General features: G+C 64.9%; 21 protein-coding genes. 11 read left to right on the forward strand and 10 right to left on the reverse strand.

The window, feature by feature from the left end; all coding sequences use genetic code 11:
- Both WC739_RS16425 and WC739_RS16430 read left to right on the forward strand, forming a co-directional pair.
- The coding region (locus WC739_RS16425; RefSeq protein WP_372954081.1) for an NAD-dependent epimerase/dehydratase family protein at positions 1 to 740 on the forward strand (740 nt) is incomplete at its 5' end.
- Positions 741 to 843: 103 nt separating this feature from the next.
- Positions 844 to 1620 (forward strand): FadR/GntR family transcriptional regulator, encoded by a 777-nt coding sequence (locus WC739_RS16430; RefSeq protein WP_372954082.1) that lies wholly within the window; start codon positions 844 to 846, stop codon positions 1618 to 1620.
- Positions 1621 to 1659: 39 nt separating this feature from the next.
- On the opposite strand, the gene WC739_RS16435 is transcribed toward WC739_RS16430, so the two are convergent.
- The 5 genes from WC739_RS16435 to WC739_RS16455 all read right to left on the reverse strand — a co-directional run bounded on the left by WC739_RS16435 (position 1660) and on the right by WC739_RS16455 (position 6923).
- Positions 1660 to 2763 (reverse strand): Gfo/Idh/MocA family protein, encoded by a 1104-nt coding sequence (locus tag WC739_RS16435; RefSeq protein WP_372954083.1) that lies wholly within the window; start codon positions 2761 to 2763, stop codon positions 1660 to 1662.
- 33 nt (positions 2764 to 2796) lie between these two features.
- A complete protein-coding gene (locus WC739_RS16440; RefSeq protein WP_372954084.1) occupies positions 2797 to 3630 on the reverse strand; it encodes an ATP-binding cassette domain-containing protein in 834 nt (277 codons plus the stop codon).
- Entirely contained in the window at positions 3627 to 4742 is a 1116-nt protein-coding gene (locus WC739_RS16445; RefSeq protein ID WP_372954100.1) for an ABC transporter permease, read from the reverse strand. The genes WC739_RS16440 and WC739_RS16445 overlap by 4 nt, the downstream gene beginning before the upstream one ends.
- A gap of 160 nt (positions 4743 to 4902) precedes the next feature.
- Positions 4903 to 5871: a sugar ABC transporter substrate-binding protein gene (locus tag WC739_RS16450; RefSeq protein WP_372954085.1), complete on the reverse strand. Its 969-nt coding sequence runs from the start codon at positions 5869 to 5871 to the stop codon at positions 4903 to 4905.
- Positions 5872 to 5960: 89 nt separating this feature from the next.
- Positions 5961 to 6923, reverse strand: a complete 963-nt coding sequence (locus WC739_RS16455; protein ID WP_372954086.1) for a ChbG/HpnK family deacetylase — start codon at positions 6921 to 6923, stop codon at positions 5961 to 5963.
- A gap of 327 nt (positions 6924 to 7250) precedes the next feature.
- Between WC739_RS16455 and WC739_RS16460 the strand changes: the two genes are divergently transcribed.
- Positions 7251 to 8495 carry a DegT/DnrJ/EryC1/StrS family aminotransferase gene (locus WC739_RS16460; protein ID WP_372954087.1) on the forward strand — a complete coding sequence of 415 codons (1245 nt, stop codon included), beginning with the start codon at positions 7251 to 7253 and terminating at the stop codon, positions 8493 to 8495.
- A 77-nt stretch (positions 8496 to 8572) separates the two neighbouring features.
- Here the strand turns inward: WC739_RS16460 and WC739_RS16465 are convergent, their stop codons facing one another.
- Entirely contained in the window at positions 8573 to 9364 is a 792-nt protein-coding gene (locus WC739_RS16465; protein WP_372954088.1) for a pyrroline-5-carboxylate reductase family protein, read from the reverse strand.
- A gap of 204 nt (positions 9365 to 9568) precedes the next feature.
- Here WC739_RS16465 and WC739_RS16470 point away from each other — a divergent pair, with 204 nt between their 5' ends.
- Entirely contained in the window at positions 9569 to 10012 is a 444-nt protein-coding gene (locus WC739_RS16470; RefSeq protein WP_372954089.1) for an SRPBCC family protein, read from the forward strand.
- A 60-nt stretch (positions 10013 to 10072) separates the two neighbouring features.
- Here the strand turns inward: WC739_RS16470 and WC739_RS16475 are convergent, their stop codons facing one another.
- The 4 genes from WC739_RS16475 to WC739_RS16490 all read right to left on the reverse strand — a co-directional run bounded on the left by WC739_RS16475 (position 10073) and on the right by WC739_RS16490 (position 13350).
- Positions 10073 to 11527 carry a PLP-dependent aminotransferase family protein gene (locus WC739_RS16475; protein WP_372954090.1) on the reverse strand — a complete coding sequence of 485 codons (1455 nt, stop codon included), beginning with the start codon at positions 11525 to 11527 and terminating at the stop codon, positions 10073 to 10075.
- 108 nt (positions 11528 to 11635) lie between these two features.
- Entirely contained in the window at positions 11636 to 11842 is a 207-nt protein-coding gene (locus tag WC739_RS16480) for a LacI family DNA-binding transcriptional regulator (RefSeq protein ID WP_372954091.1), read from the reverse strand.
- 187 nt (positions 11843 to 12029) lie between these two features.
- On the reverse strand, positions 12030 to 12941 hold the full coding sequence (gene iolE / locus WC739_RS16485; RefSeq protein ID WP_372954092.1) for a myo-inosose-2 dehydratase: 912 nt from the start codon (positions 12939 to 12941) through the stop codon (positions 12030 to 12032).
- A gap of 121 nt (positions 12942 to 13062) precedes the next feature.
- The gene (locus WC739_RS16490; RefSeq protein WP_372954093.1) at positions 13063 to 13350 is read right to left on the reverse strand and encodes a DUF3175 domain-containing protein; all 288 of its coding nucleotides are present in this window, start codon (positions 13348 to 13350) and stop codon (positions 13063 to 13065) included.
- Between the two features lie 168 nt (positions 13351 to 13518).
- Between WC739_RS16490 and WC739_RS16495 the strand changes: the two genes are divergently transcribed.
- The 7 genes from WC739_RS16495 to WC739_RS16525 all read left to right on the forward strand — a co-directional run.
- The gene (locus WC739_RS16495; RefSeq protein WP_372954094.1) at positions 13519 to 14748 is read left to right on the forward strand and encodes an MFS transporter; all 1230 of its coding nucleotides are present in this window, start codon (positions 13519 to 13521) and stop codon (positions 14746 to 14748) included.
- A 149-nt stretch (positions 14749 to 14897) separates the two neighbouring features.
- Entirely contained in the window at positions 14898 to 15932 is a 1035-nt protein-coding gene (locus WC739_RS16500) for a LacI family DNA-binding transcriptional regulator (RefSeq protein WP_372954095.1), read from the forward strand.
- Between the two features lie 300 nt (positions 15933 to 16232).
- The gene (locus WC739_RS16505; RefSeq protein WP_372954096.1) at positions 16233 to 17360 is read left to right on the forward strand and encodes a sugar ABC transporter substrate-binding protein; all 1128 of its coding nucleotides are present in this window, start codon (positions 16233 to 16235) and stop codon (positions 17358 to 17360) included.
- Between the two features lie 78 nt (positions 17361 to 17438).
- Positions 17439 to 18986 carry a sugar ABC transporter ATP-binding protein gene (locus WC739_RS16510; RefSeq protein WP_372954097.1) on the forward strand — a complete coding sequence of 516 codons (1548 nt, stop codon included), beginning with the start codon at positions 17439 to 17441 and terminating at the stop codon, positions 18984 to 18986.
- Entirely contained in the window at positions 18983 to 19963 is a 981-nt protein-coding gene (locus WC739_RS16515) for an ABC transporter permease (protein WP_372954098.1), read from the forward strand. Before WC739_RS16510 ends, WC739_RS16515 begins: the two co-directional genes overlap by 4 nt.
- 14 nt (positions 19964 to 19977) lie before the next feature.
- Entirely contained in the window at positions 19978 to 20964 is a 987-nt protein-coding gene (locus tag WC739_RS16520; protein ID WP_372954101.1) for an ABC transporter permease, read from the forward strand.
- 2 nt (positions 20965 to 20966) lie between these two features.
- On the forward strand, positions 20967 to 21266 hold a 300-nt coding region (locus WC739_RS16525; RefSeq protein ID WP_372954099.1), incomplete at its 3' end, for a shikimate kinase.

The following is a 21266-nucleotide window of genomic DNA, read 5'->3' on the forward strand; positions in this document are numbered from 1 at the left end:
GCCAGGTCTTCAACGCGCTGTCGAGCTATATGGGCCTGCATGAATTCGATCCGTCGCTGCGCGCCCAGCCGGTCGATGCCGTGGTGCATTTCGCCGCCATCCCGCGCATCATGATCACGCCCGACAACGAGCTGTTCCGCATCAATGCGATGGGCACCTACAACGTCATCGAGGCGGCGGTGAAGCTCGGCATCCGCAAGGTGGTGATCGCTTCCAGCGAGACGACCTACGGCCTGGTTTTCGCCAACGAACCGCGCGACCCGACGCATTTCCCGCTCGACGAGGACTATGACGTCGACCCGATGGACAGCTACGCCTTGTCCAAGGTCGTCAACGAGAAGACGGCGCGTGCCTTCGCGCTGCGCAGCGGCATCGACATCTATGCGCTGCGCATCGGCAATGTCATCGAACCGCACGAGTATTCGCTTTTTCCGAAATGGTTCGCCGATCCGGGCTTCCGCAAGCGCATCGCCTGGAGCTATGTCGATGCGCGCGATCTCGGCCAGATCACGCTGCGCGCCATCGAGAAGGACGGGCTTGGGTTCCAGGTGTTCAACGCCGCCAATGACGACACCTCGTCCGACCTGCCGACGGCGGAACTGCTGAAGCGCTTCTATCCTGGCGTGCCGGTCAAGGCCGGTCTCGGCGAATACGAGACGCTGCTGTCCAACCGCAAGGCGCGCGATTTGCTCGGCTTCCGGCCGGAGCACAGCTGGCGCAAATACGTCAAGGCGAGCTGAGCGCTGGAACGAAAAGCGGGTTGATCTGTGCACAGCCGCCGGCATCGCAGGTCAACCCGTGCGCCGCGCTTGACAGCTTGCTGAAACCGGACTTTCTGGAGCCATGCGGGACGCGAAGCCGAGCAAGGACAAATCGACGGCGAAAGCGGCGGCTGCCGAGCGTCCGGCGGGCGTGCGCCGGCCCGATGCTGCACGCATTCCGGGGGCCAGCGTTCACACATCGCTGGCGAACGAGATCGGGCTGCGCATCGTGCGCGGCGACTATCCGCCGGGAACGATCCTGCCCAACGAGGCGAAATGGTCGGAGACCTTCAGCGTCAGCCGCTCGGCGGTGCGCGAGGCGATCAAGATGCTGATGGCCAAGAGCCTGCTGGCCTCGCGTCCGAAGATCGGCAGCTGGGTCGAACCGAAGGAACGCTGGAACCTGCTCGACCGCGATGTGCTCGCTTGGTACGCGACATCGCCGGACCGCGAAGTCTTCCTGAAGACCGTGCAGGAGTTCCGTCATATCATCGAGCCGGAAGCAACCGCCTTCGCGGCGATGCGGCGGACCGACGAGCAGATGGCCGAGATCAGCCTGGCCTGCCGGGAGATGGGCGAGGCGACCAGCCTGCAGGAGCGCACCCGCGCCGACACGCGTTTCCACCTCGCCATCCTGCGCGCTTCCGGCAACGATCTCCTGGTGCCGCTCGGCGTGCTGATCGAATCCGCGTTCGATCACCTGTTTGCCTATACGACGCGGGAACTCGACGATCTCAGCCACGCGCAGAAACTGCACGAGGCGATCGAGAAGAACATCCGGCTGCGGCGGCCGGACGCGGCACGCAACGCGGTGCGCAAGCTGCTGGCGAACACAGACGGCGTCATCCAATCCAGGTAGGTCGATGTCCAGGCGAGGCCGGCCTGTGCTTGTCCGCGGTCAGGACGGCGAATTCGACAGATGTCGGCGGGTCAGGCCAACCAGCAGCGCCTGGTCGCGGGCCGCGTGTTCGGGCGGGTTCAGGACAGGGTCGCCGTTGACGATCGCGCCCCGGAAGCCGCGCAACTCCTCGACGAAGGCTTCCGCGTAGCCGGCGCGCAAATCCCTCGTCGACAGCGTGTGGCCGTCCGAGGTCTTCACCGTCAGCCGTGTCGGATGGTGGTTGAGCCAGGGCGAGGGGAATTCCAGTTCGAGACTGGCATCGTCGAAGAACAGCGTGATGCGTTCCTTGTAGTCGGCGAGCTTCGGCACGGTCAGATGCGTCATGGTCCACAGCGCCTGGCCACCGAGCAGCTTGACCGCGCCCTGGCCACCGTCGCCATTGGCGAAGATCTGAGCGCCGACGATCTCGCCGTCGGGCACCTCCAGCGCGTCGAGCAGGCCATGCACGGCGTTGACATCGTGAATCAGGGCCGAGCTGTAAGCACCGGTAAACCCACGGAAAGCCAGATCCGTCAAAGGCATGCCGACGGCGCGCTCGACCTGCTGCCTCTGCTTGGCGATGGCGGTGGCGATCAGCTCCTTTGGAATATCCCCGCCGCGCTTGTAGCGCTGGTGGGCGATAAACGGCCAGGCGTCGGGGTCGTTGACCTCGACCGATACGGAGCGAAGCGTCCCGGCCGCGCCGGGCAGCGATTCCAGCGCCAGCCGGTAGCTCGGGTCGAAGCGCTTCATGTAGCCGACCTGAACCACTTTTCCCGTGCTGTAGCGGGCCGCGATGATGTCGGCGATCTCGGCCGGCGAATAGCAGAGCGGCTTTTCGCAGAACACGTGCAGGCCGCGTGCCAGTGCCGCCAGCACCTGTTCATAGTGCAGCGGGTCCGGCGAGCCGATGACGACGGCGTCGAGACGCTGGTCGAAAAGCTGCTCGGGTGTCTCGAAACCGGGAACGCCATGGGTGTCGGTGACGAACTGACGCGAGATCCGCGAGGGATCGGCAACGCCAACCACCTCGAACAGGTCACCAAGGCGCAGCAGGTTCGGAATATGCTCGACCTGCGAAATCATGCCGGCGCCGATGACCCCGACCCGTATCCTGCTCATGCGATCACTTTCCGAAGAGTCTCGATGTGTGGGTCACGATGCGGTCGCCGGCGGCCGGTTGCCGATCTGCGCCAGCAGTCCGGCGATTTCCGCTTCGACCGCCTTCAAATCTTCGCCGCCGGACATGATCGAGATGACCTCGTCGCGCGAGATATCAGACTTGGCGTAGGTGCCGCGATTGCGGCCACGGTTGAGCAGCGTGAAGGTGTCGCCGACCGGATAGGCGTGGTGGATGTTGTGGCTGATGAAGATGACGGCCAGCCCGCGCATGCGCGCCTCGATGATGAATTTCAGCACCATCGCCGCCTGGTGCACGCCGAGCGCCGAGGTCGGCTCGTCGAGGATCAGCACCCGGGCACCGAAATGCACGGCGCGCGCGATCGCCACCGATTGGCGCTCGCCGCCTGATAGCGTGCCGACGGCCTGTGTCGGGTCGCGCACGTCGATGCCGATATCGGCCATCGCCTGGCGCGCAATGGTGTTGGCGCGCTCCTTGTCGATGCGCGAAAAGGGCAGGCTGCTCCGCGTCGGCTCGCGGCCGAGGAAGAAATTGCGGGTGATGGACATCAGCGAGATCATGCCGAGGTCCTGGAACACCGTGGCGACGCCGAGGTCCTGGGCGTCGCGCGGGCTGCGAAAGGCTACCGGCTTGCCGTCGACCAGGATCTCGCCCTTGGTCGGCCGGTGGACGCCGGACAGCACCTTGATCAGCGTCGACTTGCCGGCGCCATTGTCGCCGAGCAGGCAGTGCACCTCGCCTGGGTAGACCTTGATGTCGATGTCCTGCAGCGCGCGTACCGAGCCGAAACTGACGGACACGCCGCGCAGTTCCATGGCGGGGTGAATGGTCTGGGCAGACTGGCTCATTTGCCGCCTCCGCGTCCGAGCGCCTTCAGCCTGATGTAGTTGTTGACCAGCACGGCCATCAGGATGACGATGCCGAGGAAGACCTTGAACCAGTCGGTGTCGATGCCGGTGTAGAAGATGCCCATCTGCACCAGGCCGAAGATCAGCGCCCCGAACAGCACGCCGTAGACGGTGCCGTAGCCGCCGGTGAGCAGGACCCCGCCGATGACGGCGGCGATGATGGCCTCGAACTCTTTGAGCAGGCCGCGCGTGGTGTCGGCGGAGCCGGCCTCCATCACCTGGATTGTGGCGAGCAGCGTCGCCGCGCAGGCGGTGTAGATGAACAGGCTGATCTTCACGCGGTCGACCGGCACGCCGACATTGCGGGCGGCGACCAAGTCGCCGCCGGTGGCGAAGATCCAGTTGCCGTATTTGGTCTGGGTCAGCACATAGCCGGCGAGCGCGGTCAGGCCGAGCCACCAGACGATCGACATCGGAATGCCGGCGACGAACGGAATGCCGTCGCTGCGTGTGGCGATCCAGCCTTGTGTGCCCATCCAGTGGAACAGCCCGACCAGGATGTGCCCGTTGAACAGGCCCGATGTGCCGGGATCCGGGGCGCCATCAAGGATATAGGGGATCTGCGTGCGGCCGGTGACCGCGCGGGTTATACCGATCGACAGGCCGCGCAGGATGTAGAGCGTGGCCAGAGTGACGATGAAGGACGGCAGGCGGGTCTTCACCACGATCAGGCCGTTGAGATAGCCGGTGAGGACGGCGACGGCGAAGGCGCAGGCTATGCCGCCCCACAGCGGCAGTCCCCAGTATTTCACCGTCAGGCCGATGACGACGCCGGCGAAGCCGACCATCGAGCCGACGGAGAGATCGAATTCGCCGGCGATGATGAGCAGGGCGGCGGCGGTGGCGATGATGCCGAGTTCAGCCGACAGCGTCAGGAAGGTCATCGACCCCTGCAGCGAATAGAGGTTCGCCGCACCCGGCAGAAGCGCGAAAATGACGATCGTGGCCAGAAGCCCGCCGGCGGCGCCTGCTTCGGGCCGGCGCAGCCATTGGGTGAGCCTGCCGGTGCTGGCCAGCCGCTCGTCGGCGCCGGCCGCCCGCTTCGAGGTCATGCCGAAACGGTCCCTGGCCAGGGCGCCGGCAGCCGGTGCATCCGAAGGTATCGCCTTGTCTTCCACGACAGCCATTAGGCTCCCCAATCGCTTTCTGCGCAACATCGATCAGAGACCCGGGGAAGTGCCTGCGCGCTTGCCCCGGTGATCTCCCTTCAGGCTAGCGGATGCCGTCCTTGGCCAGTGCCAGGATCGCCTTGGCCTTGTCGGGCGTGTCGATGAACAGCGGGCCGGTGTAGGAGTTGTTCTGAGGCCAGAAGCCATGCGTTGCCTGCTCGACCAGGTAGATGACCGGCAGGTAGCCCATCAGATATTGCTGGGCGTCCATGCCGAAGCCCATTTCACCGGCGACCACCGAATCCAGGACCTCGGGGCTGATGTCGAAGGTGTAGAGCTTGATCTTGCCGAAAAGTTCGTGGTCGCGGAAGAACGGGATCAGCGGATTGGCCGCGGTGGCACCCAGCGCGAAGACGGCCTGGGTGTCGGGATGCGCCGACAGATAGGCTTCGGTGCGGCGCTGGATATCGGCCGGATCGGGCGACACGGTCAGGACTTCGGCGCTGCCGCCGGCCGGCTTCAGACCATCATTCACGCCCTGGCAGCGCTGGTCGAGGCTGACATTGCCGACCTCGTGGTTGATGCAGACGACCTTGAGCGTGCCTTCCTTGGCCAGGCGCGCGCCTGCCTTCTTGCCGGAATCATATTCAGAGACTGTGCCGACATAGAGCGACGTGCCGAGCTCGGCGCCTTCCTTCTCGCCCGAATCCAGCACCACCATCGGGATGTTGGCGGCAAGTGCTGCCTTGACCGATTTGCCGAGTGCGTTGGCGTCGGCGATCGACACGGCAATGCCGTCCGGCTTGGTGGCGACCGCGGCATCGAGCAACCGGGCCTGTTCGACCACATCGAACACCTGCGGCGCGTAATATTCGACCTTGGCGCCGGTAAGCGCCGCCGCATCGTCGACGCCGCGCTTGACCACCGACCAGTAAGGGTCGGAGGCCGAACCATGCACCACGAAGGTGATACGGACGTCCTTCGGTTCCTTCAGTCCGGCGGCCTGCGCGATGCCGGCGAGCATGCCCATCGAGACCATGGCGCCGAGCGCCAATTTCAATACCGTCTTCATTTCAATTCTCCCATTGCCGTTGCGGTGCAGAAGCCTGTCATGGACAGGCTGTCGTTCTCCTCATGGCGTGCGCCGCTCGCGGTGAGCGGTCACGTCGCGGATCGGATGGCCGCTTTGCGGGCCCTTGCCGATGCCGATTGGTGTGCGTCGGCCGCGTTGCCGGGGCCGGTCGATCTCGAAAGCGCCGCGCGAAGATCCTCGCGCAGCGGCCTCATGCCAATGATGTCGATGTCCTGCGCGCCGAGCCAGTCGCGAAAGCCCTGGTCGCGGAACAATTCATATTCCTCGGTGCGGATATAGGCGGAGCGCGGCTCGATCAGTTCCAGCTCGCCCGGCGCATTGAAGTGCAGGCAGAAGAACGTCAGGCCGTCACGCACACCCTCGACCAGCGCCTTGTAGGCGGGTTCGATCGGCCGTGAGCGGGGCCGGCCCCACGTCGTCTGGATGGCGGCGTCGAAAATGACAAAGCCCTCGGCGCGCGCCTGTTCGACGCCCGTCTGGAACGCCTCTTCGGTGACGCCGACCAGATTGTCGTTGGGCGAATAGGCCGACAGGGTCTTGGTCAACAGCACCGGCAGGCGGTATTCCAGGCCAAGCCTGATGTAGATATCGCAAAATTCCGGCGACAGCGCGGCGCCCATATGCGCGTCGAGGTGGGTGACATCGATGCCTGCGCGGTAGGCGGTGTCGATCTGCGCGCGCAATTCGGTTTCTACGGCTTGCGGCGCGGCCTTGCGGCGGGTGGTCGCGACATCCGGCCAGAAATAGCCGAACTCATCGGTCAGGCCGGCAGCGCGTGACGGAGAGGTGAGCGGCCGCCATTTGTAGTGCTGCTTCTCGCTGTTGAGCGTCAGGTGAACGCCGAGATCGAGTGCAGGATCGGCGGCGGCGGCCTCGGCCATTTCGAGGAACCAGGGGCAAGGCGCCATCACCGCGCCGGAACTGCAGACGCCCAGACCGGTCAGTTCGAGAAAGGCGCTGTTGGCGCCATGGCACATGCCGACATCGTCTTCGTGCAATACGATGCGGCGACTGGGAGCGGTGGTGTTCATGAATTGCGGTCTTCCCGGCTGTAGGCCGGCCGCGAGGGTCTTCCAAAGTGTGTTCCGTGATGCATGGAACCCGACCGTTTGCCCAACTGGACGCGATGGAACGCCGAAAGCGACCTTTCCGACAGAGCCACTTTTTCGGAATCGGATGGGTACGATTTTTCCAGCGGGCGGTTATTTGGAACGGCGATTTCATTTTGCCGCGCGTCAACGCTCCGAGCCTGGATGCACTGGGCCATCGGATGGCTTGGTCCGATCACGGCGGAGTGGTTCTTTCAAATAGGGCGGGCGAGCGTACACGTTGCGCACCATCAAACAATGGAGGCCGCCATGTACAGTGCCGGTGAGGAAGAGATCGAAGCCATCGCCAGGGTGATCCGCTCGGGCGCGTTGTTCCGCTATGGCGAGGACAGCGAGTGCGACCGCTTCGAGGCCCGCTATGCCCGCCATCTCGGCGTCGAGCATTTCGCGCTTGCCGCCAGCGGCACCTATGGGCTTGCCGCCGGCCTGATCGGCCTCGGCATCGGTCCGGGCGACGAGGTGCTGGTTCCGGCGCACACCTATATGGCGACGGCCACCGCGGTTCTGTCCGTCGGCGCCATTCCGGTCATCGTCGACATAGACGAGAGCCTGACCATCGACCCCGCGGCGTTGCGCGATGCCATCGGCCCGCGCACCAGGGCGGTGATCCCGGTGCATATGTGGGGCACGGCCTGCAACATGAACGCGATCATGGAGATCGCGGGCAAGCGCGGCCTTCTGGTGCTGGAAGATGTCTGCCAGGGTATTGGCGGCGGCTACGAGGGCCGCAAGCTGGGCTCGATCGGCCATGCCGGCGCCTATTCCTTCAACTATTTCAAAAACATCACATCGGGCGAGGGCGGCGGCATCGCCACCAGCGATCCAAAGGTGGCGGAGCGGGCGCGCTGCGCGATCGATCCCTGCCATTTCTACTGGCAGGGGCGCAGCGACAGCATCAAGCCGTTCGCCGGCATCGGCGCGCGCGCTTCCGAACTGATGGGAGCCATGCTCAACGTCCAGCTCGACAGGCTCGACGGCATCATCGAGGCGATGCGGGCCGAGAAGAAGAAGGTGCTGGCGGGCACGCGGCATCTCGGCAATCTCGGCCTGACGCCATCGCCGATGAACAGCCCGGACGACGATTGCGCGGCGCAGGTCATGTATCTGTTGCCGAGCGAGCAGGCGGCGCGGACGTTCTCAACGACCATTCCGAGCGTCATCGCCGGCAAGACCGGCCGGCATAACTTCACCCAGTGGGACCAGGTGCTGATGCATGAGGGCGCGCATCATCCGGCGCTCAACCCATACACGCTGCCGGAGAACAAGGGCCTGCGGCTGGACTATGCCGACGACCTCGGCAAGAGCTCGCTCGACATCCTCAACCGCACGGTGATGATCGCCATGAACCCGGCGCATGGCGACGGCGAGATCGACGATATGATCCACAACATCGACGCGGCGGCGCGGGTGGCTCTCGAACATGCCTCGCTGGACGATGTCGAGCTGCGCAAGGCAGCACCTGTGGATCTGCAGAAGTTCGACAGCGTCAATTGAGACGTGACGCGGCAAGCCGCGAGGCGGTTTTCAATCTGAGATCAGGCATCTCAGGCAAGAATGTCGAGGGCATTCAATCAGGTATTGCCCATCGCAAGCGACTTCCTGAACGCGGCCGCCAGCCCGTTCGCCACCGCCTGCTCGAAACCGGCTTCACGCATGGTTTCGATCGCCGCAGCGGTGGTGCCGCGATAGTCGAGGAAAGTCTGCACCGTTTCGGCCGGCGAGGCGTCCCGCGCTTCGAGCAGCTGCCCGGCTCCGGTGAGCACCGTGTTGACGGCGCGCCGCGCGACGTCTGGCGGGAGGCCGAAGGCGATCGCATCGCGCATCATCACGTGCGCCAGCAGGGCAGGAAAGGCGGGCCCCGAGCCGGTAAGGCCAGTGAGGTAATCGATGTCGCGCTCGCTGCCGACCTCGTCCTGCACGCCACAGGCATCGAAGATGGCGCGCGTGATGGCACGGTCGGCTTCGGTTGCATCGCCGCTGGCGATCCATGGCGTGTAGGAGTTCGCCACCTCGGCAGCCGCGTTCGGCAGCGAGCGCACGACACGCGACGTGGCGTGCTTCTCGCCGATCGCGGCGAGCCGGATACCGGCCATCACCGAGATCACCAATTTGCCCTTGGCGTCGACTTCCAGAGAAGGCCAGTCTTGCGGCCGCACCGAAAGCAGGATGACATCGCAGCGGTCGGCGAGCACCTGGTTGTCGGCGGTCCAGAAAGCGCCCGAAAAGCGCTCAGGCCTGGTACGGCGGTAGGATAGGGTGAGGTGTTCCGCCCGCACGGCGCCCGCCGCCAAGGCCGCGCCGGCAATGGCTCCGCCCAGCCAGCCCGCGCCGCCGACAATGCCGAGCCTGACCGAAGCGCTCATCTGCGTGTCTCCCGTGTTCGCGTCAACGTGCGGGAGGTCGGGTTCCTTGTCTAGCGTCTCAGTCGACTGGCACACGTTGTTCTTTCTGGCGCGCTGCCGTAGCAAAATAAACGCTGCCAGTAAAAAACCGACGAGCCTATGTCGGATCGGCCTGGCACCGCTCGTCCTTGGGGCATCTTCCAGGAACTAAAGAGGAGTATCGAAATGCCCGGCACCGTCCGTCTGCACCGCGTCCTGACCACCAGCCCGGAGAAGGTTTACCGCGCGTTTCTCGAGGCCGACGCGCTGGCCAAATGGCTGCCGCCAAATGGCTTCACTTGCACCGTCGATCATCTGGAAGGCAAGGTTGGCGGCACGTTCAAGATGGCGTTCCGCAACTTCACCACTGGCGGCAGCCACTCGTTCGGCGGCGAATATGTCGAACTCGTTCCGGGGGAACTCCTGCGCTACACCGACAGGTTCGACGATCCCAATCTGCCGGGCGTGATGGAGGTGACCGTTGTCTTGAAGAAGGTGTCCGTCGGCACGGAGGTCGACATCACGCAAGCCGGAATCCCTGATGTCATCCCGGTGGAGGCCTGTTACCTCGGCTGGCAGGAATCGCTGCGAAACCTGGCCAAGCTCGTCGAACCCGAGATCAACCAGTAAGCCTCACTTCGCCGAGGGCTCTTTCGCGAACGCACTGGCGACCGTGCCGAGCCCTTGGCGCTAACTCCTGTCCAGCCTGATGAACGCGGCGCGCAGGGCCAGGACGGCGCGCAGGATCTGGCGTTCGTCCATCGCCGCATAGCCAAGCAGCAGCCCGTTCTCCGGTTCGCTCGAATGGTAGTTGATGGAGATGCCTTGCACGTCGAGCCCTTCCTTGAGCGCGGCGGCGACCACATCGCTGTCCTTGTATGGGCGCGTGAAGCTCGCCAGCAGTTGCATGCCGGAATCGTTCTCCGTCACAGTCAGCCACTCGCCCAGATGGTCTTGGCATAGCTTGACGAAATTCGCCTGCCGGCGCGCGTAAAGCCGGCGCATCCGCTTCAGATGGGTGGCGAAATAGCCCTGGGTGATGAAGTCGTTGACGGTCGCTTGCAGGATGAGCGGCGCGAACTGGCCGGTGATGCTGACCGCCCTGTCGAACGGGACTGACAGTTCGCGCGGCACGATCAGGTAGCCGATGCGCAACGCCGGGATCAGCGTCTTGCCGAAACTGCCGATATAGACGACACGGTCGGCGTGGTCGAGGCCGCGCAGCGCCGGCACCGGGCGGCCGCGATAGCGGTATTCGCCGTCATAGTCGTCCTCGACGATCCAGGCGCCGTGGCGCTCGGCGATGTCGAGCAGCTGCAGCCTCTCCTCGATGCGCATGATGGTGCCGAACGGCCACTGGCAGGACGGCGTCACATAGATCAGCCGCGGCGGCGGCAGGGCAGGGTCGGAAAGGTGCCAGCCGCGTCGGTCGACCTTGAGCGGGGCCAGCTTGGCGCCGCTGGCGAGGAATGCGCTCTTGGCGCCGAGATAGCCGGGCTCTTCCATCCAGACATGATCGCCCTCGTCCATCAGCACGCGCGAGGCGAGGTCGAGCGCGGCCTGGGCTCCGGTGACGATGATCACCTGATCGGCGGTGCAGTTGATGCCGCGCGACAGGCTGATGGTCGAGGCGATGGCCTGGCGCAGGCCTGGATGACCGGCGAAGGAGAGGTAGCCAAGCAGGCTCTCGTCGCGGCTGCGCGCGTTGCGCACCAGAAGGCTCGACCAGATGCTGAAGGGAAACGACGCCGTCTCCGGGACGCCCGGATGAAAATTGATGACGCCGGCATTGCGCGGCGGCTGCGGCCCGTTGACGATGGTCTGGCCGCGACGCGACAGCTTTTGTGGAGCGCCGAGCCCGGCGCGCAGCGACGCCAGCGGGCGGTCGCGCTGGATCGGCGCGACCCAGGTGCCCGATCCGGCGCGCGCCTCGATGAAGCCTTCGGCGAGAAGCTGGTCGTAGGCGGCGATGACCGTGTTGCGACCGACCTTGAGATCCTCGGCCAGCGAGCGCGTCGATGGCAAAAGCGTGTTCTGCGGGATCTGGCCATCGAGGATGAAGCGCCGCAACGCCCCGTAGATCTGCCGATGCATCGGCTCTTCCGAGGTGCGGTCGACCGACATGATGTCGAGGGAAAGGCGCATGGAGCCAGTCTAGACCATGATGAGGATTGGCGGGATCATCATCCGGATCCATCTCTTCGTCGGTCCATGAACCTTTGCGAGAACCGGTCCCCATTTCTCGGTATCATTCTAGCCCTCGACATAGCGCGCCGCGCGGGCGATCTTTTCCTCGTTGAGACGACAAACCGTGTCGAGCACCAGCCGCCTCGTCTCGGGCCGAATCTCGCGGCTGTTCTTCAGGGCGCGGTGGACGGTCGCCGTCCCGAGTTCGGCCTTGTCGGCGATCTCGCGGATCGTGCACAGCCGTTCAATGCCAAGCGCTGCCTCGAAAGCCATGTCACTCCTTCATCCGTATCAAGGCACGGCTGGCGGCCGGCCTCAAGACTGAAAGCACGAACAGCGGAAACGACGTCCGCGATCCGCGCCGCACAAGGAGAGGTGCGGCGCGGATCGCCGGGCGCTTTCGCGTCGCTACCCCACCGAGGCGCGCGCCCGATTGGTCACCATGCGCGCCCAGCGCCGGTCAGGCCCTCTGTCGTGTCGCCACGTCGAAGCCGGCCTCGCGTGCGGTCGCCAGCAGCGAGGCGTAGCCTTTCGTGGCATAGGTCAAGGGATGCGCCTTGGCGGGATCCTGCTCGGCCTCGACGACGATCCAGCCCTCGTAGCCGCGGCTGGCCAGCGGTCCCAGCAGCGACAGGAAATCGACCGAACCGTCGCCGGGCACGGTGAAGATGCCTTCCATGACCGCCGCCATGAAGCTCATATCCTCACGCCGGGCTTTTTCGAGCACCGGGCGGCGAACATCCTTGCAATGGAAATGCACGACGCGGTCGAGGTGCCGCATCAACAGCGCCTGCGGGTCACCGCCGGAAAACAAGCAATGGCCGGTGTCGAAAAGCAGGCCGACGCTCTTGCCGGTGGCAGCCATCAACCGGTCGACCTCGTCGTCGGTCTCGACGATGGTGCCCATATGGTGATGGAACGCCATGCCGACGCCGAATTCCGCCATGCGATCGGCCAGCCGGGTGATCTTCTCTCCATAGGCCGGCCACTGGTCGTCGGTGAGGCGAGGGCGCTGCGAGATCGGCGCGAAGATCGCGTCATGGCGGCCGCGCGATGTGTCGGCATAGACGACAAGCGTCGCGCCGAGGTCGCGCAGCAAGGTCAAATGCGGGGTGATCGCCGCGAATTCCTCGTCGACTGTGCGGTCGAAGATGCGGCCGTCATACCAGCCGGAAACCAGGTCGAGCCCATAGGACGACAGGATCGGACCGAGCGTTTCGCTTTGCCTGGGGAATTTCCCCCCGAGTTCCGTACCGGCATAGCCGGCAAGCGCCGTTTCCGACAGGCAGGTTTCCAAGGGTGTGTCGCCGCCGAGCGCCGGGACATCATCATTGGTCCAGGTTATGGGATTGATGCCAATCCTGACTGTCATGCCTTAGACCCTTGCGCCTCGGAACGAGACCAGCCTGCAAGGTGAAGGCAAGCAGGACCTGTCACTAGGTCCAATTCCGGCAAATTTGGCGGAACCGGTTGGCGATCCCGCCGCGCTGGCTCTACTCTTCCCTGTCGCGGCCAAAGACGGCGCGCAGTTCGTCCTTGGCGTCCTCCAGCACTCGTCTTCGCGCTGCCGGCAGATTCTTGCCGGCGCGGTTGATGTAGAAATTCAGCATCGACATGGCGGACTGGAACGGCTCGGCCTTACGGCGGTTGCTGTGTTCGGCGGATCGCTTGAGAGAGGCGGCGATCTTCCTGGCATCGTCGGATTCAAAGACGTGATCCTCGAGATCCATTGCGTCGCTATGTTCGGTCACATCGGCCGACCAGTTCTTCTTCGCTGTCATGACGGGACTCCCATTTTCGAGGTGGTCCGCCGGGAAACTCGGCATATCGGTGTCGGTTCCCGCGCTGGAGCCATGGATATGCCCGCCGTGGCGCTGCTGTGCGCCGCGAATGCGCCGATAGTGCAGGAAACGGCAGCGGATCTTCGAGATTGCCGACAGGAAACGCCTTTGACCCGAACCGACACCAGCAGGCCGAGCCCCGGCATAGACAGCTCCTACGCCTGGCTGCGACTGGCCATCTCGATGCTGCTGGCGACGATCGGCGCCGTCGGCATGTGGGCCGTCGTCGTCGTGCTGCCCGCAGTGCAGGCCGAGTTCGGCGTCGATCGCGCTGCGGCATCCATGCCCTACACCGCGACCATGGTCGGCTTTGCCGCCGGCAACGTGTTGATCGGCCGCGCCATAGACCGCATGGGGTACTGGATTCCGGCTCTGTTGTCGTCCGTTGCGCTCGCCGCCGGCCTTCTGCTCGCGGCGCTGTCGACTTCGCTCCTGCAATTCACCCTTGCTCAGGGGATCTTCATCGGCGTCGGCACATCCGTGATCTTCGGGCCGTTGATCGCCGACATCTCGCACTGGTTCAACCGTAGGCGCGGCGTCGCGGTGACAGCTGCGGCGGCCGGCAATTATCTTGCCGGGGCCATCTGGCCGACCATCATTCCAACGATGATGAAGGCGGAAGGCTGGCGCTTCACCTATGCCGCCATCGGCGTCTTCTGCCTGGTGACCATGGTGCCATTGGTGCTGCTGTTGCGGCGCGGCGCTCCCCCGGCCGCCGCCGCGGGCTCGCCGGGAACCAGGCCGGTACAGGCGATCTCGATGTCGCCGGCCGCGCTGCAGGCGCTGCTGGTCGTCGCCGGCCTCGGCTGCTGCGTCGCGATGTCGATGCCGCAGGTCCATATCGTCGCCTATTGCATGGATCTCGGCTATGGCGTGGCGCAAGGCGCCGACATGCTGTCGATCATGATGGCGGCGGGCGTCGTCAGCCGGCTGGCGTCTGGCTTCATCGCCGACCGCATCGGCGGGGTGAAGACCCTGCTCATCGGCTCGGTGCTGCAATGCCTGTCGCTGCTGTTCTACATCCCGTTCGACGGGCTGGCCTCGCTCTATGTCGTGTCGCTGGTGTTCGGTCTGTCGCAGGGCGGCATCGTGCCTTGCTATGCGATCATCATTCGTGAATACCTGCCGGCGAAGGAAGCCGGCCAGCGCATCGGCATCGTCATGATGGCGACGATCTTCGGCATGGCGATCGGCGGCTGGATGTCGGGCTGGATCTACGATTTGACCGGCTCCTACGCCGCGGCATTCCTCAACGGCATCGCCTGGAATTTGCTGAACTTGCTGGCGATCGGGCTGTTGATATGGAGAGCACGGCGCGACACGGCCGTGATGGCCTGACTGGCTTCGGGCCGATATCGGCGGCTCAATTCCTTGGGTTGACAACGCGCAGGCGCCGCGCGACCAGAGTCGCGGGGGGCAAAGGCCGGTACGATGGCGACAGCTGGGATGATTGTGCGGGCGAGCCTTGGCGGCCATGCACCTGGGCCATGGCCTTGCTGAAGCCGCGCTCGCGCCGGGGCGGCGGCCGTCCAACCATCGCGGACGTCGCGCGCAAGGCCGGCGTCGGCGCCATCACCGTGTCGCGCGCCTTGCGCGAGCCGGGCCGCGTCTCGGAAGAGTTACGCCGCCAGATCGAGGCGGCGATCGACGAACTTGGCTACGTGCCCGATCCGAATGCGCGGGCGCTGGCTTCCGCCCGCGCCGAGGTGTTCGGCGTGCTGGTGCCGTCGCTCACCAACAACGTCTTCGCCGAAGTGGTGCGCGGCATCTATGACAGCCTGTCGGACGGCCCGTTCCGTATCCAGCTCGGCAACACGCATTATTCCGGCCTCGAGGAGGAGCGGCTGCTGCAGGTGTTCGGATCGCAGCGGCCGGCGGCGTTGATCGTCGCCGGCATCGACCAGACGCCAACCTCGCGCAATCTGCTGCAGAATGCCGGCTGTCCCGTGGTGCAGGTGATGGAAACAGGGCCGGATCCCGTGGACATGATGGTCGGCTTCTCGCATCTCGACGGCGGCAGGACGGCGACCGAGCACCTGATCGAGGCGGGCTACCGCCGGATCGGCTTCATCGGTGCGCGCATGGATCCGCGCTCGCAGCGACGCCTCGCCGGCTACCGCGCGGCGATGGAAAAAGCCGGCCTGTTCGATCCGCGCCTGGTCACCACCACCCCGGTTCTGTCCAGCGTGACGCTGGGACGGGAGCTGTTTCGCGATGCGCTGGCCAAGATGCCGACGCTGGATGGCGTGTTCTGCAACAATGACGACATCGCGCTCGGCGTGCTTTTCGAATGCCATCGCGCCTCGATCGAGGTTCCGAAGACCATCGGCATCGTCGGCTTCAATGATTTCGACATGATGCAGGTGGCGTTTCCGTCGATCACCAGCATCCGCACCCCCCGATACGAAATCGGCAGGCGGGCGGTGGCCATGGCGCTCGCGGCAATCGCCGGCAACAGGCCGCAAGAGCGGGTCGTCGACCTCGGCTTCGAGCTCAGGCGCCGCGAGAGCACCGCCCGTTGAAAAACACGGAGGCGGCTGCGTGAAAGCAGTTTACAGCCTGATTTGGTAGCGCTACCATCATCATCAAACAGCGCTTGAGGCAGCAAGCTGGTGCCTGTTTATTATACATAAGCGACAACTTATTCTTGTTTCTTATGGATAATATGATAATTTTCGCGCGGCTGGTTGCGACGAGGGGAGGGGCCAGTTCGGCAACCGCAAGCGATACAGAACACGCGTGGGCGAGACGGCAGCTGTCGGTTCATGCGTGGGACTCGCAGAACGAAACCACGAACAGAACTACAATCGGGAGGATAATCGATGATCAAGTCACTCGTCGGTGGCATCGTTGCCGCCAGCGCATTCGTCATGCTCAATTCGGCCGCCATGGCCGCCGGTCCGGAGATCGTTTCGGGCCCCGCCGCCCAGGCGGACTGCTTCGCGCCCTGGAGCGCCGACACGAAGTTCTTCAAATATCCCAAGAAGGAAGGTCCGTTCCGGATCGCCTTCGCCAATGGCTACATCGCCAACACCTGGCGCATCCAGATGGTGCAGACGGCCAAGGCCTATGCGGCCCAGCCGGACGTGAAGGCCAAGATCAAGGAATTCAAGGTCGTCTCGACCGGCGAGGATGTGCCGGCGCAGATCTCGGCGATCAACAATTTCATCGATTCCGGCTACGACGCGATCGTCACCGACGCGCAGAACCCGACCGCCTTCGGTCCGGTGATCAAGCGCGCCAAGCAGGCCGGCATCGTGCTGGTCGCTTTCGACAACATCCTCGACACCAAGGATGCCATCAACGTCAATGTCGACCAGAAGGGCCTTGGCGAATTGTGGGCCAAATGGCTGGTCGAAAAGGTGCCGAATGGCGGCAAGATCCTCGAAGTGCGCGGCGTTGCCGGCACCTCGGTCGACACCGACCGTCATAACGGCATCCATGAGGTCTTTGCCGCTTCCGGCAAGAAGTGGGATGTGACGGAAGTCGCCGGCAAGTGGGATGACGGCGTGGCGCAGAAGGTGACCGCCGACGCGATCGCCACCAATGGTCCTTTCGACGGCATCACCGGCCAGGGCGGCGACACCGGTATCGTCCAGGCGATGATCGATGCCAAGCATCCGTTCGTGCCGTTCGGCGGCGAAACCGAAAACGGCTTCCGCAAGTTCTGCGCGGCGCATGCGGCCGACGGGCTGAAGTGCACGTCGGCGGGCTCGGGCCCGGCCCAGGTCGCTGTCGCCATCAAGACCGCGATCGCGGCTCTCGAAGGCGAGGTGGTGCCGCAGGAGGTGAAGTTGCCGCTGGCGATCGCCTCCGACCCGAATTTCAAGGAAGGCACCGACTACTTCCCGAAGGAATCCGACAATTTCTTCGTCGGCAATTCCTTCCCGACCTGCGGCATCAACTTCAGTGCCCAGGAAATCATGGGGCAGACCAAGGAAAACCAGTAAGTCACGCCTGGTAGTCGCTGGCGCCGCGGCATGGCCGCGGCGCCAGTCTCCACTGCGACAAGCGCCCTGGGAGGCTTGATGGACGGTGCGGCTCCGCTCTTCCGCATGGAAGGCATATCCAAGCGCTATGGCGGCGTGCGGGCACTCGAGAAGGCCGAGCTTGTCGTACAGGCCGGCAGCATCCATGCCATTCTCGGTGAGAACGGCGCCGGCAAGTCGACGCTGATCAAGGTCATGGCGGGCGTGGTGGCGCCCGACGAAGGTCGCATGATGCTGGACGGGCGCGAAGTGACCTTCGCTTCGCCCGGCGCGGCCAACAAGGCCGGCATTGTCTGCATCTTCCAGGAGCTGTCGCTGATCCCCGAACTCAGCGTCGCCGACAACATCGTCATTTCCGACCCGCCGAAGCGCTTCGGCATGATCGATCGCAAGGCGCAGCGCCGCATAGCCGAAGATGCACTGGCACGCGCCGGCGCCGCCGACATCCACCCCCTATCGCTCGTCAAGGACCTGCCGCTGTCACGCCGGCAGATGGTCGAGATTGCCAAGGCGCTGGCCCGCAAGCCGCGCATCCTCATCCTCGACGAAGCGACCTCGGCGCTGACGGCCGCGGATGTCTCGAAGATATTCGCGGTGCTGAAGCGGCTGCGCTCCGAAGGGCTGGCGCTGCTCTACATCTCGCACCGCATGAACGAAATCGCCGAACTCGCCGACCAGTGCACCGTGTTCCGCAACGGCCGCAACGTCGCCAGCTACAAGGCCGGCACGAAGAGCGACAATGAAGTGGTCGAGCTGATGATCGGCCGCGAGTACAGCCACATTTTTCCGACCAAGCCTGCCGCCGTCCCGACCACCGCCGTGCCGGTTCTCGAAGCCCGCAAGCTCAGCTGGACGGATCGGCTGCACAACATCTCGCTGACCGTCAGGGCAGGCGAGGTGGTCGGTCTTGGCGGCCTCGACGGCCAGGGCCAGCGCGAACTGCTGCTTGCCTTTTTCGGCGTGTTGCGCGGCCTCACCGGCCAGGTGCTTATCGACGGCAAACCTGTCGCCATCGCCAGCCCGGCCGCGGCGCGCGAGAACAATATCGGCATGGCGCTCATCCCCGAGGATCGCAAGACCGAAGGCCTGATGCTGCCGATGACGGTGCGCGAGAACCTGTCCTTCGCGGCGCTCGACCGGCTGTCCAAGGGCGGCATCATCGACCGCGCCGCCGAGCAAAGGCTGATCGACGACATGGTTGGACTGCTGGCGATCAAGACGGCGGGCCTCGACATTCCGGTCGGCGCGCTGTCGGGCGGCAACCAGCAGAAGGTCGTGATCGCCAAATGGCTGATGCGCCAGCCGCGCATCATCCTGCTGAACGACCCGACGCGCGGCATCGATGTCGGCACCAAGCAGGAGCTCTACCAATTGATGCGCAAGCTCGCCGACGCGGGCGCGGCGATCCTGTTCTACTCGACCGACTATGACGAACTGATCGGCTGCTGCGACCGCGTGCTCGTGCTCTATGACGGCGCGGTCAAGCGCGAACTGGTTGGCGCCGAGATCACCGAGCGGGCGCTGATATCCAGCGCGCTCAACATCCATGGCGAGGAGAGCCCGGTGGGCCTGGGAGCAAGCGCGTGAAAGATTGGCGCTACTGGCTGGCCGAGCAGCGCGGAACGCTGCTGGCGCTCGGCATCTTCATGGTCATGTTCATCATCTACACGTCCAATCACCCGGCCGGCTTCAACGCCAATGTCGTGCAGACGGCGGCCAACAAGGGCGTGCTTCTGGCCTTCGTCGCCATGGCGCAGACGCTTGTGGTGATCACGGCGGGCATCGACCTGTCCGTCGGCATGATCTTCCTGTTGACCAACTGTCTCGCCTCCTGGCTGGTGGTGGGCACGCCGACGCAGACGGCGCTCGGCGTCGTCGCTGTGCTGGCCGTCGGCCTTGCGTGCGGCGCCATCAACGGCGCGATCGTCATCTATGGCCGGCTGCAGCCGATCGTCGCGACCATCGCCACGGGCGCCGTCTATTACGGCATCGGTCTTTTGCTGCGGCCATTTCCGGGTGGATCGGTCAATGAAGACCTGGCCGATGCGCTGACGGGGCGTGTGTTCGAGGTGGTGCCGGCAAGCCTGGTGGTGCTGCTGGCCGTCGTGATCGTCGTCTGGGTGCCGTTCAGCCGTTCGGTGCTGGGGCGAGCCGCCTACGCGGCCGGATCGTCGGAGACGGCGGCTTACATGTCGGGCGTACCGATCCGCCGAGGCAAGTTCGCGGCATACACGCTGGCCGGGCTGCTGGCGGCGATCGGAGGACTGTTCCTGACCTTCTTCACCTATACGGGCGAGGCCGCCTATGCGAGCGGCAATTCCTACACGCTGTTTTCGATCGCCGCCGTGGTGCTGGGCGGCGTGTCGCTGTTCGGCGGCAAGGGCAGCGCCATTGGCGCCATCTTCGGCGCGCTCGCCTTCCGCACGATCGGCGACCTGCTGTTCGTGTTCGATTTCGATCCGCTCTGGCAGCCGCTGTTCCAGGGCGTCATCCTGCTGATCGCCGTCAGCCTCGGCGCCTTCGCCCTGTTTCGGGTCCGCAACCGGCTGGAGTGGTTCCTGTGAGCGAAACGACGCCGATGGTTGGGAAGAGCGACGGCGGCATTGCCGGCCGCATGCCGAAATTCATCCGCCGTGCCGACCCTGCCGTGCTGACGGCCTTTGCCTGCATCGTGCTGCTCTTGTTCCTGGGCAGCCTTTATTCGCGCAGCTTCCTGTCGCCCGAATACCTCCTGCAACAGCTCAAGGTGGCATCCTTCCTCGGCGTCATTGCAACCGGCATGATGCTGGTCATCCTGCTCGGCCAGATCGACCTGTCGGTGCCATGGTCGGTGGCGGCGGGCGCGATGATGGCCTGCGCTGCGGCCGCCTATGGTCCAGCCGGCGTGGCGCTGGCCATTCCGTTCGGGATCCTCTGCGGGGTTGCGATCGGCATCGTCAACGGCATCGGCGTCGCCTATCTGCGAATTCCGTCGATGATCATCACGCTGGCCACCAATGCCGTCGCGCAGGGGCTGATGGTGGTCTACACCGGCGGGTTCTCGCCGCAGGATTCGGCCACCGGCGCGATGCGCTACCTGGCGACCGGCTTTACCATTCCGGGCGTGCCGAACGCGGTCATCATCTGGGCGCTGATCGGCGCGGCCATGGTGTTCGTGCTGACCCGCACCAGCTTCGGCCGCACCGTCTACGGCATCGGCAACCGTGAGCGCGCCGCCTATCTCTCGGGCATCGATACAAGGCGCGTGGTGATGATCGCCTTCGCGGTATCGGGCGGGCTGTCCGCCTTCGGCGGCGTGCTGCTGGCCGGCTATGCCTCCAAGGCGGCGCAGTCGATGGGCGATGCCTATCTCTTGCCCTCCATCGCCGCAGTGGTACTTGGCGGCACCTCGATCCTGGGCGGGCGCGGCTCCTATCTCGGCACGGTCGCCGGCGTCATCCTGATCACGCTGCTGCAATCCATCCTCTCGGTCATGCAGATGCCCGAGGCGGGACGCCAGATCATCTATGGCGTCGTCATCGTCGCCATGCTGCTGCTCTACGGCCGCGCGCCGGCAAGCCGCTGACAGTGGACGAAAAGCCGGCAAAGGCGCCGACCGGCGCCCCGGGGCGGGTGCCCCCGGCCATCGTGGTGATGGGGGTCGCGGGCTGCGGCAAGTCGGCCGTCGGCACCGCGCTGGCGGCGGCCCTGGGCGCCCTTTTCATCGAGGGAGACAAGCTGCATCCGCCCGAAAACGTGGCGCGCATGGCAAGTGGCCAGCCGCTCACCGACCAACTGCGCGAGGGCTGGCTGGATGCGATCGGGGAGCGCATCGCACTATCGGCGGCGCAAGGCCAAGGGGTGGTTGCCGCCTGCTCGGCGCTGAAA

Origin of the sequence: Mesorhizobium sp. (genome assembly GCF_041661565.1) — a bacterium.
Taxonomy (GTDB): domain Bacteria; phylum Pseudomonadota; class Alphaproteobacteria; order Rhizobiales; family Rhizobiaceae; genus Mesorhizobium.

Excerpts from the sequence above, each read along its gene's own strand:
- WC739_RS16430 (WP_372954082.1), top strand. The coding sequence starts at position 844 with ATGCGGGACGCGAAGCCGAGCAAGGACAAATCGACGGCGAAAGCGGCG.
- WC739_RS16435 (WP_372954083.1), bottom strand. The coding sequence starts at position 2,763 with ATGAGCAGGATACGGGTCGGGGTCATCGGCGCCGGCATGATTTCGCAG.
- WC739_RS16440 (WP_372954084.1), bottom strand. The coding sequence starts at position 3,630 with ATGAGCCAGTCTGCCCAGACCATTCACCCCGCCATGGAACTGCGCGGC.
- WC739_RS16445 (WP_372954100.1), bottom strand. The coding sequence starts at position 4,742 with ATGACCTCGAAGCGGGCGGCCGGCGCCGACGAGCGGCTGGCCAGCACC.
- WC739_RS16450 (WP_372954085.1), bottom strand. The coding sequence starts at position 5,871 with ATGAAGACGGTATTGAAATTGGCGCTCGGCGCCATGGTCTCGATGGGC.
- WC739_RS16455 (WP_372954086.1), bottom strand. The coding sequence starts at position 6,923 with ATGAACACCACCGCTCCCAGTCGCCGCATCGTATTGCACGAAGACGAT.
- WC739_RS16460 (WP_372954087.1), top strand. The coding sequence starts at position 7,251 with ATGTACAGTGCCGGTGAGGAAGAGATCGAAGCCATCGCCAGGGTGATC.
- WC739_RS16465 (WP_372954088.1), bottom strand. The coding sequence starts at position 9,364 with ATGAGCGCTTCGGTCAGGCTCGGCATTGTCGGCGGCGCGGGCTGGCTG.
- WC739_RS16470 (WP_372954089.1), top strand. The coding sequence starts at position 9,569 with ATGCCCGGCACCGTCCGTCTGCACCGCGTCCTGACCACCAGCCCGGAG.
- WC739_RS16475 (WP_372954090.1), bottom strand. The coding sequence starts at position 11,527 with ATGCGCCTTTCCCTCGACATCATGTCGGTCGACCGCACCTCGGAAGAG.
- WC739_RS16480 (WP_372954091.1), bottom strand. The coding sequence starts at position 11,842 with ATGGCTTTCGAGGCAGCGCTTGGCATTGAACGGCTGTGCACGATCCGC.
- iolE (WP_372954092.1), bottom strand. The coding sequence starts at position 12,941 with ATGACAGTCAGGATTGGCATCAATCCCATAACCTGGACCAATGATGAT.
- WC739_RS16490 (WP_372954093.1), bottom strand. The coding sequence starts at position 13,350 with ATGACAGCGAAGAAGAACTGGTCGGCCGATGTGACCGAACATAGCGAC.
- WC739_RS16500 (WP_372954095.1), top strand. The coding sequence starts at position 14,898 with ATGGCCTTGCTGAAGCCGCGCTCGCGCCGGGGCGGCGGCCGTCCAACC.
- WC739_RS16505 (WP_372954096.1), top strand. The coding sequence starts at position 16,233 with ATGATCAAGTCACTCGTCGGTGGCATCGTTGCCGCCAGCGCATTCGTC.
- WC739_RS16510 (WP_372954097.1), top strand. The coding sequence starts at position 17,439 with ATGGACGGTGCGGCTCCGCTCTTCCGCATGGAAGGCATATCCAAGCGC.
- WC739_RS16520 (WP_372954101.1), top strand. The coding sequence starts at position 19,978 with ATGGTTGGGAAGAGCGACGGCGGCATTGCCGGCCGCATGCCGAAATTC.